Source organism: Polaribacter sp. KT25b (genome assembly GCF_900105145.1).
Lineage (GTDB): Bacteria > Bacteroidota > Bacteroidia > Flavobacteriales > Flavobacteriaceae > Polaribacter.
This window is the reverse complement of record NZ_LT629752.1, coordinates 2994132-3006382: the sequence shown is the minus strand read 5'-3', so window position 1 is coordinate 3006382 and position 12251 is coordinate 2994132. Positions and strand designations below refer to the sequence as shown.

Genomic DNA, 12251 nt, shown 5'->3' with positions numbered 1-12251 from the left:
TCAAATGTAAATAATATTACTTTTAAGAAAAACAGTTTGAGAATAAATGATTTTAATCAGAAGTTAGGGAAATTCGATTTTTTTCTTTTTGAAACAAATTAATTTAAAAGCTTTATTATAGATAATTGAAATTTAATTAAACGTAATAAAAAGCACTAACTACTTGTATGATGCTAGTGCTTTTTTATTCTGTAGGATGTTTTTTATTCTCCTTTAAATGCTTTTATCATTTTTAAAGGAGATTGATGCAATCTACCAGTGGCTTTTTCAAAATCTGAAGGAACTTCATTTGCACCTTCTTTTATGCCTTCGTAAATTCCTGCAATTACAGTCCCAATAAAATCGCCTAATGCTGCTTTTCGTTCAGCGGCATAAGCATCAACAGAAACAGAATTATAGGTTAAATTAGTGTAATAAACCTGGTTTATCAAAGAAGCTAACTCACTTTGGGTAATTGCTTCTCCAACTAAATTGTACGTATTACCATTGTGTTTTTCTTCTAAAAGCATTTTAGAATACGCAAATCCTAATTCTTCTCTACTTGTATAAGTACATTTACCATCGCCAGCACAATTTCTAATTTCGCCTTCTTTTATATACGTGTCAATGTATTCTAAATCAGGTTCAATATAAATACCGTTTCTTCCAATAACCCAATCCAAACCAGAATTGATAACATCTTTTTCTGTCTGTCTATTTGTTTGTACAATAGGGCTAAAAGCATTGTTTTCTTCTGCACCAACAATACTTGTATAAACTATTTTTTTAACGCCGTTACTTTTTGCAGCTTCAATTACATTTCTATGTTGTAAAATTCTTTTCTGCGGATCATCCATTCCAGAAACTAAAAGAACTGCATCTATTCCTTGTAATGCCTTCTCAAAATCTTCTCGATTGTTATAATCTCCTTTTCTAATTTCTACATCTAAATAGACTGCTCTTTCGGGTGTACGAGCGATTGCTATTACATTTTCTTTTCCTATTGCTTTAATTAAGTGTTTTACAATAGATGCTCCTAATTTTCCACTTGCTGATGTTACTGCTATTTTCATAATATCTTTTTAATAGGTTTTATTTTAGACTACAAATATCTGAATGTTACTTTTTAAAAGATTGATACATCTTCTACTAAAAATGGTAAAAGTTAGCTTTACAACTTAATTTTTAACGCTGCTTCAATTTGAAGTTGAGCCATATCTATAACATTTTTTTGGTCTTTAGGTTTTAAGATTGACAATTCTGTACAACCTAGAATCACAGGATTATTTTCGCTGTATTTTTTAATCAATTCGTGGTAAATATTGATGATTTCTTTGGTTTCCGTAGAATTATAAATGTGCGTTCTAACTTCATCTATAAATATCATATCTTTTAAACTTGGAAGTAACACTTCAATTGAATTAAATTCTAAATAAGAACGAATATAGCGAGACTGCATCGAATGTAAAGAACCAAAAAGCATCACCTTTTTAGTATCAGTTTCTCTCATTTTTACAACAGACAAAGGCAACGGATGTATAATATTTTTTTGAAGTTCTAAACGGTCTATCGTTTCGTGCAATGTAATATTAGGAATTAATATTTCTGCAACTTCTAGAGATTCAATTTGATCTAAATAATTTTGTAAAATAGCATCTAATTGCACTGAAGTATTTGGTAAAAGCTGATTAATATTATCGAAATTTGTGTTTAATAAAAAAAACGGACAAGTACTATACCCTCCGTTTTTAGCATTGTATAACTTATTTAGTTGTTCTAAATAATATAAAGTAGATCTGCTACCCAACCCTAATATGGCAAATTGCGTTTTACTCATTTTTAATTTCTAGTTAAAATATAATCTGCAAAATAGGCTTTGCTATCCATAATTTTTGTGTCGATACTAAAATCGGTATTTGCTATAATTTGTTCAATCAATTCATCATTATATTTTCTAGATATTTCCGTATGAATTTTTTCACCTTTGATAAAATTAAAAGATGTATCGATAGCTTTAATGGTAACAGTTTGATTTATTTTACTTACTATATAACTCTTTGCTATTCCTTCTTTTTCAACATATTCTGGCTGATGTTTAAACTGATTAAGGTTAAAATCACCACCCAATTCATGATTAATTCTATCTAATAAATTCAAATTAAACGCAGCAGTTATCCCTTTACTGTCATCATAAGCTGGAAGTATAATTTCTTTAGATTTTATCAGATCTACGCCTAACAATAATTTATCATCAGGATTTAAATTTACTCCTAATTTATAGATAAATTGAGCAGCTTGTTCATCGGTCATATTACCAATATTAGAACCTAAAAACAAGATGATTTTTGGATGTTTGCTCTTTTTTAAGGAATCTAAGACTTCAAAATAATCTCCTTGTTGTGTTTTTACAGACAAGTTTGGTATTTCAGTATTTAAATCTTGTTTCAACTGACCTAAAGCATTCGAAGAAATATCAATAGGAAAATATTCAAAATTGTAATTTTGCGCAGTTAAACTTTTTAATAATTCTTTTGTTTTTAATCCATCTCCGGCACCTAATTCAATCAATTCAAAATAAGAATCGGCTTTGATTGTAAAACTATCTATTAATTTTTTCGTTTTATTTTTGAATATATCTAATTCGCTGCGCGTTAAATAATACTCAGGCAAATTCATTATTTCTACAAAAAGTGCATCGCCTTTTTTATCATAAAAATATTTTGAAGAAAGCGTTTTAGGATTGCTTAGAAGTCCTTTTTTAACATCATTTCTAAATGTTTCATTGATATTTAAGCTGTTTGTAAGCCCTTTTTTATCTTTATTCTTAACGATTTCAATCATATTATTTTGCTAATCTAATTCCTGTAAATTGCCACCTTTCGGTAGGGTTGAAAAAGTTACGATAGGTTGATCTACTATGTTTTTGAGAAGTTGCTACCGAAGCGCCTCTCAATACCATTTTATTGCTCATAAATTTTCCGTTGTACTCTCCAACTGCTCCATTTTCTTTTTTAAATTTTGGGTAAGGCAAATAAGCGCTATTCGTCCACTCCCAACGTTTACCCCAATCTAATTGACTGGCTGCAATTTCCCATTCAAATTCAGTTGGCAACCGCATTCTTTTCCATTCTGCAAAAGCATTGGCTTCGTAATAATTAATATGACTTAAAATAGCATCTTCATCTACTTTTTTTAATCCTGCAAGCGTGTAAGAATGCCATTCTCCATCAATTTTATGCCAGTATAAAGGGGTTTTAATGTTGTTTTTATTTACCCAAGTCCAACCTTCATCTAACCAAAGATTAAAATTTGAATAAGCGCCAGATTCCATAAATTCTATAAAATCTCCATTGGTTACCAAATGGTTATCAATTTCAAAATCATTTAGATATACTTTGTGAACGCCCAATTCATTATCATAACAAAAATCTTTTCCTTGGTGTCCTATTTCGTATATTCCAGCAGGTATTTGTATGTTTTTTGTATCCGTATTTTTATCTTTAACAAGGTTGTAATCCGTATTAAAAACAGGAAAAATAGGATTGTGACCAAACATATATTTCACATCAGTCACTAATAATTCTTGGTGTTGTTCCTCATGATTTAACCCCAATGTTACCAAATCAATTATTTTTTCATCAGAAAGATTCTTTAAAAAAGCAATCATTTTAGCATCTACATACGCACGGTATTCAAAGATTTCATTGGTACTTGGTCTAGACATATTACCTCTATTTGCTTGTAATATTCTATTACCAACATTATTGTAATAACTATTAAATAAAAAGTTGAAATCCGAATTAAATTCGGTGTAATCTGCAACGTATTTTTTTAAAATAAAAGTTTCAAAAAACCAAGTAGTATGTGCTAAATGCCATTTTGGGGGACTGGCAAATAGCACTACTTGAATTGCATAATCTTCTATATTTAGATGATTACAAAATGTAGTTGTTTGCAATCTTACTTGTTTGTATTTATCTGCTAATTTCATTTCGATTTTATTACTTTATTCCAATCCTTTTTTATCAGGATTCCAAAATGGTTTTGTTTTAATTTGTTTGGTATTCCAGTTTAATTCATTTCTAAAATAGTGGTTTAAGGCCACACAAACTCTACTGTCTCCTGCAATATAAACAATTGTATTTCCTTTTAATTTAGGGGTAATTTCTTTTACCTTTTCTAAAATTTCGTTTATTGAGTTTTGCTCTAAACAATAACTATCAAATGGTGTAGAATGATCTATATCATCAAAAAAAGCACTTTGGTTTTCGCTATATAATAAACTTTCTACTTGTTTATTATTTGGTAAGTTCCTGTTTAACATGTATAAATGTGACAGAGCCGATAAATCACCAATCATTAAATAGCTTTCTGCAGTTTCGTCTAATAAAAAGTTTCCTTTTTTCCATTTAAAATAGACAGTCTCTCCAATAGTGCAATTTATTACCCATTTCGATCCAATACCTTTGCTATCTGTAGCAATGGCAAGATCTAAATAGCCTTCGGTTTGGTTTATATCCCAAACACTATAGCTACGTACTTTATCTTTCATGGATAAATTATCATTACCAATTCCGATCCCTAAACGTAAAAAATAGCCAGGTTTAAAGTCTACTTTTTTTATGCTTTCACTTTTCAATCTAATTTTATAAACAGATGCAGAAATTTTTTCCTTTTTTTCAATAACACCAGTTTCTAAAACAACTTTTTTAAGTATGTGCTCCAGTAATCCCATTTTAATTTAAGATTTTAGTTTTTTTCTTCTTTCAATCAATTTATTTTTGATAAAAGGTATTCTAATAATAAAACCGACACCAACAACTATTGCATAAATAAGCCACGTTTTGTTTAAAATAGCCACATGCAATAAGCTTAAGAAAATGGCTGCATACGCATATCTTTGTAATTTTTTCCAGTTCGATTTTAGGTACTTCATCGACTTTCTGTTAGAAGTAAAAAACAACGGAATTAAAATTAAAATAGCGACAAAACCAGCTACATAATTAATTTGTGTAAAGGTTTCTAAAAAACCTTCTGCCCAAATAAAAATAATAAAATGTAAAAAACTCCAAACAGCTGTTGCAATTCCCATAGCTTGACGCACAAAAAGGTTCATTACTCCAAAAAGGATAAAAACCGGAGTTAATGTTAATACGGCCGTCATCCATCGGATGGCAAACTCACCAGAAATATGATACAACATTTCTAAAGTTGTTTTTCCGTCAGCACCTTTGCCTTCTATCAACGAAAGAGAAAATCCGTTAGACAGATCTACATTAAACATATTGATAATAACAAGCATTGGTAATAGTGCTAGAATAGCCACAATTATCCAACCGTAATTCTTTTTTATGGCTTTCATTATTTATACATCGTATTATTGTTCAGAGCTTCTTTTGGTACTTGCTGAATGCTGTCCCAGTGTTCTATAATTTTACCGTTATTATCAAACCTAAAAAAATCCATGGTCACATATTTATCATTGTCTGGCCATTCTTGATAGGTGTGTAAGGCAACCAAATCTCCTTCGGAAACAGCTCTTACAAACTCAATCGTTTTTACCGGATATTCTTTTTGCATTCTATCAAAATAATCAATAAATGCCTGTGGTCCATCTCCTACCATTGGGTTGTGTTGGATATATTTTTCACCTACATATAACTCAACAGCCTTTGTAGGGTTTCCTTCATAAGCCATTTTGTAAAAAGCAATTGCATTTTTTTTATTTTGATCTATATTCATAGTATTATAAATTTGCTTTTAAAGCAGCTAATTCTTTTTCTAAAGTTTCTGCTTTTAGCTTAAATTTTTCCATCGCTTTTTTCATCTGACCTATTTTTTTGAAAGCTTCATCATCATGTACTGCTGTATAAATAGTATTTCCTTCTTTTTCTTTTATTTTTGATTTGCTGCCACATGTTGGGCAAATTTCTACTTGGCTCACGTTGTTTGTTTTATAATTTACAAAGGTCTAATTATCTTTCTGTTATAAAAGGTAAATCTAGGGTTCTCTATGGTAAATGTGAGAAATCTATTATTATTTCTTCATTGATATTAAGACTACTTTTCCACCAAATTTAGATTCTAATTGATGTTTTTCAGTTTCAGCAATTTCTTTTAAAAACAACTTAGATGCTGCCATATTTGCATTATCTACATAAATAATAGTGTGCTTATGAAAGTTAGATGCTAGCATATTGAATAATGGTAAATATAAATCCTTCCAACCGTCTAAAAATAATAAATCGATAGGTTCATCATGGTCTTTTAAAGTGTTCATTGCATTACCAATTCTTACATCTACAAGATCTTTAACACTTGCTTTTGTCAAATTTTCTATGGCTGTTTTTGCTTTAGATTCAATTAATTCTGTAGTAATAATTTTACCTTTGGTTTCTAATATTCCTTGTGCTAAAAAAAGGGTAGAAATTCCGAAAGATGTACCGAATTCAACAATATTTTTTAAGTTGTTTTCTTTAATAAGTGCTACTAATTCTTTTCCTTGTTCTTTTGATATGGACAAATAAACATCTTTAAAATCTATAGGTTGAATTGGTCTAAAAGCACTTTTTGCCAAACCTTTCATTATTTTATAATGATCGTTCTTTGAATCATTAAATAATTGATTTAATATCAGGTCAATTTTATTTGATTGTTCAATTACCATAGTTTGTTTTTTAATTATTTAGTACTGCAAATTTGATAAGATTCTATGTAATTGTTTTTATCAAAAGAAGCTTAAAAATGGTAAATATGAACCCCGATAATTGAAATGCTTTATTTAGGTAAAAAAAATCTGATAAACACCAAATGGAATTTATCAGATTAGATATATATTAATAAGAAGTAATTGCTTCTATTATCCTAAAAACTTATTCGGGTCTTTTTAAATGATCTATAATACCACTTGTAAAGACTGTTTTTAAAGTTCTTTCTGGTTTGTTTTGATAACCAACTATAATAGAACTGTGCATTACCATTTTATCAAAATCAAAAACAATGGTTAAATAGTCTTTTAAACCTGTTTCGTGCCAATTCACTAAATACATGTCGTTACCAAGTTTTGTGGATTTATAAGGAATGTCTTCGTTTCCGTTTCCTTTATTTGGTCCAGCAACCCATTGGTATTTTGCTTTTCCATCTTTAAACTCCATGTGCAATCCAGTGCCGTTTTGATATTGAAAGTTAAAAGAATATCCATCTAAAAAGTGCTCTGCTTGTCCAAACAAGAAGTTATTTTCTGCTTTTGTTTCGTTTTGAGAAAAACCAAGTTCTACTGTAAATAGTGCAATACATAATAAAGTAATTAATTTTGCTTTCATCTTTTTTGAGTTTTAAATTTAATACAAAGTTGCTTTAAAACTCTTTAATAAGAAAGGTTAATCCTTATGAAATAATGGTAAATATGAGAATTAGTATAATTGGTTGCTTTTAAATTCTTTCGGACTTAAGTTCATTTTCTTTTTAAAAAATTTGGTAAAATTGGTAACTTCATCAAAACCAATATCAAATGCAATTTCTTTCAAACTTTTATTGGTACTCATCATTTCCCGCTTTATTTCTAGGATAACATAATCATCAATAAAATTTTTAGCTGTATTTAAAGTAAATTCTTTTACAGAAGCATTTAACGTTTTGGTAGAAATATATAATAAATTGGCGTAGTCTTTTACATTTCTGGTTTTTGTAAAATTGGTCTCTACCAAACTTTTGAACTGATCAAAAGTACGAAACAGTTTTGATTTATTTTTTGGAATATAATTATCTGGTGATTTACGTTCTAACTTTAATAAATACAAATCTAGAAAAGCCGCAACAATATTATGATGTGCAAAATTAATCTCTAGTGCAATTTCCGACTGCAGTTGATGTATTAAAATTTCATTGTCTATTTTATTCATAGAAAAAGGAGACGATAAATGATAATTGTATAAATTTGAAATTAAATTTATAGAAGATTTAGAGAAGTAATTCATCAGAAACTCTTCTGTAAAAAGTATTAAAAAACCTTGGTATGTTGCATTTCTTTGAAAAGAATGCACTTGCCCTTTCGCTATTTTTAGAACCGTTCCTTCTTTAACCTCATAATCCTTTAAATCTATTTGATGAGTGCCAGTTCCCTTTGTAACCACTAGCAGCGCAAAAAACGCAATTCTATGTGGTTGTCTTGGTTCATGATCCTCAATACTATCTAACCTTTCAAATAAACTAGTTAAGTTTAAAAGCTCAAAATTTCTTTTGTGTTCGTTACTTTGAAAAGTTATGTTAGGTATGTTTTTCAAGCTGTTAATTTAATTTCTAAGAAATAACGATATTTATAATACAAGATGTCAACATCTTTTTTAATATTAATATTGGCTAACTTATACTGATTTTATAAAAGTAGTTAGCTAAGTTATCTTTTTTTTCGTAGAGAAACAAACTAAATTATTCTCAAAAATAAGTTTTAAGTATAAAAAAAGATCGTATAAAAGACCTTCTTATTTTAACTTTAGATGTTATTGTAAACTTTGTTATAAAGCAATTTCTTTTTTACTGATAAAAAACTAAAAAATAGAAGAAGCAGTTTTTGATGTAAACTTCTCTAAAAACAACATTCCTTTAAAAGAATTTCCTTTGATATTCAATTTCGGACTCCAAACAGCAATACAATATTTATCAGGATGAATTGCTACAATTCCGCCACCAACACCACTTTTTCCGGGTAAACCAACTCTAAATGCAAACTCACCAGATTCATCATAAAAACCACAGGTAAGTAAAATTGCATTCATTCTTTTTGCCTTACTCATTGTAAGAACTTTGTTGCCTTTATGAGTTGTAAAATTATCATCCGCTAAAAAAAGAGCAATTTCAGAAAGTTCTTTACAGCTCATTTCTAAAGAACAAATATGAAAGTAAAAATCTAAAACTTCATCAACATCATTTTTAATGTTTCCAAAAGATTTTATAAAATTACACAAAGCAATATTTCTAAAACCAGAAATTTTTTCTGAATGTGCAATTTTTTCAGAATAATTTAGACTTTCATTGTTAGAAATTTCTCTACAAAAATCTAAAAACTCTTCCTTCGGATTTTTTAAATGACCAACCAAAACATCGCAAACAACAATTGCACCCGCATTTATAAAAGGATTTCTTGGTTTTCCTTTATCAGCTTCTAATTGTAAAAGTGAGTTAAATGGATTTCCAGAAGGCTCAACATCAACTCTTTCCCAAAGATTTACACCCTCAAATTTATAAGCTAAAGCTAAAGAGAAGATTTTAGAAACACTCTGAATTGAAAATTTTTTATTAAAATCGCCAATACCAAAGTTTTGTCTATCAATGGTAGTAATGTTTATGCCAAAATTATCAGGATTTATCTTAGATAATTCAGGAATATAATTTGGAACTTTACCAATATCTTCAACGTTTTTTATTTCAAGATAAATATCTTCAATAATTTTTTTATAATTTTCCATTGATGTTTTTTAAGCCTGACAAAGCTATTAGAAAATAATATAGTAAGCAACCTCACTTAGTAAATAAAAAAAGATTTTTATGCTGTGAAATTTGATCTTGTTTAAAGGAATTTAGAAATTAACTAAACCCCAAAAACCGATTATAACTCCAGTTAAAGCAACTAGAATTAAGCTAAAAATAAATGGAGAAATCAACCCAATTAAGAAACGAAATAATTTTAAAATACTTCTAACAATAGAAAGTTTATAAATTTCACCAAAAGTATACATGTAGTATAAAATAGCACCAAGAAGACTAGCCATAATTCAACCATTAATTGTTTAAAAGTTATTCTTTCTAAAATAATTTTTTCCTCCACAATTGTTGCGGAAATTAGCTTCTTTTTCTAATGGATTTTGACAATTTTTACAATTCATAATTTATCAAAAGAATAAAAAAAGGAACTACATTTTGTAGTTCCTTTTTTTATTCTTATAGACGTGTATCTATCTTATTTTCTCCTCTATCTTGAAGGAAATATGCCTTTCAATGCAATAATATAATTAACTCCATTTGGTTTATTTTCACTAAGGTCTGGAAGTCTAAATGTAGTTCTTCCATTTCCACCATATGTATTGCCTAATATAGAGAATAAAGCAGTGTTTTCAGAAAGATCAAGTAATTGTCCCTCGCAAAAAGCCCAACCTCTAGGAGCAAAGTTACCTGCAAATAAACCTACTTCCCCGATAAAAGGATCCATAGAATAAGTTTCATTTTTATTGATTGCCTTTAAGTTTTGTAATTCTTTGTTTATTTTAATTATTTCTATACTTAGTTCAGAGATTTTTTTCTCATCGGCAGTTTCTTTAACATTAAAAGAAATTAATATGAAGCTTACGGTTAGAATGCAAAAAGTAAAAAGTGTCTTGGTAAAAATGTTTAAATTTTTCATTGGTTTTTATGTTAGATTGTTAATATTGACTTAATTCAAATATAACAAGAATTTTTACAAAAAAAAGGAATTACATTTCTGCAATTCCTTTTTAAATTTTTTATAAGGTATTAAGTTTTACACAATTTCTACAAACAGACCTTCATCTGTTTTAGAAACTTTTGCAAATTTATTTTTAGTTAAGTGTTTTAAAGACTTATCCCATTTTTTGTTTGATAAACCAGATTGTTCTTTTAAAGTATTTAACTCAATTTTTTCTGCTTTTTTGATAGTTGCAAGTAACTCTTTTTCTCCATCATTTAATTCTACAGTAACAATTCTTTGTTCTGGTCTCATTTGAGGAAAGAAAAGTACTTCTTGAATCGATTGATTATTTGTTAAAAACATAATTAGTCTGTCCATTCCAATTCCCATTCCAGAAGTTGGCGGCATTCCGTATTCTAACGCTCTTAAAAAATCGTGATCTATAAATTCAGTTGCTTCATCATCACCTTTTTGCGCTAATTTTAGTTGATGTTCAAAACGCTCACGCTGATCAATTGGGTCATTTAATTCAGAATATGCATTTGCAATTTCTTTACCACAAACCATTAATTCAAAACGCTCTGTAAGTTCTGGGTTATCTCTATGTTCTTTACAAAGTGGCGACATTTCTTTAGGATAATCGGTAATGAAAGTTGGCTGAATGTAGTTTCCTTCACATTTTTCGCCAAAAATTTCATCAATTAATTTTCCTTTTCCCATTGTTTCATCCACAGGAATATTCATTCCTTTAGCAGCTTCTCTAATTTCATCTTCTGTTTTACCAGTTATATCAAAACCAGTAAAATGTTTAATAGAATCTGCCATTGTAACTCTTGCGTAAGGCGCTTTAAAGTTTATCTTGTGTTCACCAAAAGTAGCTTCAGATGTTCCGTTAACCGCAATTGCACAGTGCTCTAAAAGTTGCTCTGCAAAATCCATCATCCAATTGTAGTCTTTGTAAGAAACATAGATTTCCATGGCAGTAAATTCTGGATTATGAGTTCTGTCCATTCCTTCATTTCTAAAGTTTTTAGAGAATTCATAAACGCCATCAAAACCACCAACAATTAATCTCTTAAGATACAATTCGTTGGCAATTCTCATATATAAAGGAATATCCAAAGAATTGTGATGTGTTATAAAAGGTCTTGCAGCAGCACCACCAGGAATTGGTTGTAAAACCGGAGTTTCAACTTCAAAATAACCCGCATCATTAAAGAAAGAACGCATTGCATTAAACAATTTTGTCCTTTTTATAAACACTTCTTTTACCCGCGGATTTACCACTAAATCTACATAACGTTGTCTGTAACGCATTTCTGGATCTGTAAAAGCATCAAAGATTTTTCCGTCTTTTTCTTTCGGAAAAGGCAAAGGTTTTAAAGCTTTACTTAATAATGTAAAAGATTTTACTTTAACCGTCTTTTCGCCAACTTTTGTTGTAAATAATTCGCCTTCAATACCAAGAAAATCGCCTAAATCTATTAAGTTTTTAAAAACAGTATTGTATTGTGTTTTGTCTTCACCAGCACAAATTTCATCGCGATTAAAATACACTTGTATTCTACCTTCTGCATCTTGCAATTGCCCAAAAGAAGCTTTTCCTTGTAAGTTTTTTGCCATTAATCTACCGGCAATAACTACTTTTTTTCCTTCTATATAATTTTGTTTTATTTCAGTTGAATTTGAATCTATTGGGAATAAATCTGCAGGATAAGGATTAATACCTAAAGCACGTAATTTTACGAGCTTTTCTCTACGTACAACTTCTTGATCTGATAATTGCATTTGCTATTTTTTTCTGATGTTTGTTAAAGAGCACAAAGATACAATCAATTGAATTAATAAGCAA

At 29.1% G+C, this 12251-nt stretch carries 14 protein-coding genes and 1 pseudogene; all 15 read right to left on the bottom strand.

Annotated elements, in window-relative coordinates:
- Positions 1 to 203: 203 nt before the first annotated feature.
- The 15 genes and pseudogenes from BLT70_RS12955 to lysS all read right to left on the bottom strand — a co-directional run bounded on the left by BLT70_RS12955 (position 204) and on the right by lysS (position 12187).
- Complete coding sequence (locus tag BLT70_RS12955) at positions 204 to 1052, bottom strand: SDR family oxidoreductase (RefSeq protein WP_091895068.1); 849 nt, start codon at positions 1050 to 1052, stop codon at positions 204 to 206.
- A 98-nt stretch (positions 1053 to 1150) separates the two neighbouring features.
- A complete protein-coding gene (locus BLT70_RS12950; RefSeq protein WP_091895067.1) occupies positions 1151 to 1816 on the bottom strand; it encodes an aspartate/glutamate racemase family protein in 666 nt (221 codons plus the stop codon).
- Between the two features lie 2 nt (positions 1817 to 1818).
- Entirely contained in the window at positions 1819 to 2820 is a 1002-nt protein-coding gene (locus BLT70_RS12945) for an L-histidine N(alpha)-methyltransferase (RefSeq protein WP_231962713.1), read from the bottom strand.
- Between the two features lies 1 nt (position 2821).
- Positions 2822 to 3970 (bottom strand): ergothioneine biosynthesis protein EgtB, encoded by a 1149-nt coding sequence (gene egtB, locus BLT70_RS12940; protein ID WP_091895066.1) that lies wholly within the window; start codon positions 3968 to 3970, stop codon positions 2822 to 2824.
- A gap of 15 nt (positions 3971 to 3985) precedes the next feature.
- Positions 3986 to 4714 (bottom strand): siderophore-interacting protein, encoded by a 729-nt coding sequence (locus BLT70_RS12935; protein WP_091895065.1) that lies wholly within the window; start codon positions 4712 to 4714, stop codon positions 3986 to 3988.
- Between the two features lie 6 nt (positions 4715 to 4720).
- Complete coding sequence (locus BLT70_RS12930; protein WP_091895054.1) at positions 4721 to 5341, bottom strand: ferric reductase; 621 nt, start codon at positions 5339 to 5341, stop codon at positions 4721 to 4723.
- The gene (locus BLT70_RS12925; RefSeq protein WP_091895052.1) at positions 5341 to 5721 is read right to left on the bottom strand and encodes a nuclear transport factor 2 family protein; all 381 of its coding nucleotides are present in this window, start codon (positions 5719 to 5721) and stop codon (positions 5341 to 5343) included. The genes BLT70_RS12930 and BLT70_RS12925 overlap by 1 nt, the downstream gene beginning before the upstream one ends.
- Positions 5722 to 5725: 4 nt before the next feature.
- Positions 5726 to 5923 carry a hypothetical protein gene (locus BLT70_RS12920; RefSeq protein WP_091895050.1) on the bottom strand — a complete coding sequence of 66 codons (198 nt, stop codon included), beginning with the start codon at positions 5921 to 5923 and terminating at the stop codon, positions 5726 to 5728.
- Between the two features lie 93 nt (positions 5924 to 6016).
- A complete protein-coding gene (locus BLT70_RS12915; RefSeq protein ID WP_091895048.1) occupies positions 6017 to 6646 on the bottom strand; it encodes an O-methyltransferase in 630 nt (209 codons plus the stop codon).
- 205 nt (positions 6647 to 6851) lie between these two features.
- Positions 6852 to 7301: a MoaF N-terminal domain-containing protein gene (locus BLT70_RS12910; RefSeq protein WP_091895046.1), complete on the bottom strand. Its 450-nt coding sequence runs from the start codon at positions 7299 to 7301 to the stop codon at positions 6852 to 6854.
- 90 nt (positions 7302 to 7391) lie between these two features.
- Positions 7392 to 8261 (bottom strand): AraC family transcriptional regulator, encoded by an 870-nt coding sequence (locus BLT70_RS12905; protein ID WP_091895045.1) that lies wholly within the window; start codon positions 8259 to 8261, stop codon positions 7392 to 7394.
- Between the two features lie 264 nt (positions 8262 to 8525).
- Complete coding sequence (locus tag BLT70_RS12900; protein WP_091895043.1) at positions 8526 to 9443, bottom strand: glutaminase; 918 nt, start codon at positions 9441 to 9443, stop codon at positions 8526 to 8528.
- A gap of 111 nt (positions 9444 to 9554) precedes the next feature.
- Positions 9555 to 9746, bottom strand: coding sequence for a hypothetical protein (locus BLT70_RS17255; RefSeq protein ID WP_091895041.1), 192 nt, complete (start codon positions 9744 to 9746; stop codon positions 9555 to 9557).
- A 266-nt stretch (positions 9747 to 10012) separates the two neighbouring features.
- Positions 10013 to 10183 (bottom strand): annotated as a pseudogene (locus BLT70_RS12890) (phage tail protein); the annotation flags it as partial.
- Positions 10184 to 10492: 309 nt separating this feature from the next.
- Complete coding sequence (gene lysS, locus BLT70_RS12885) at positions 10493 to 12187, bottom strand: lysine--tRNA ligase (RefSeq protein ID WP_091895039.1); 1695 nt, start codon at positions 12185 to 12187, stop codon at positions 10493 to 10495.
- Positions 12188 to 12251: the final 64 nt, after the last annotated feature.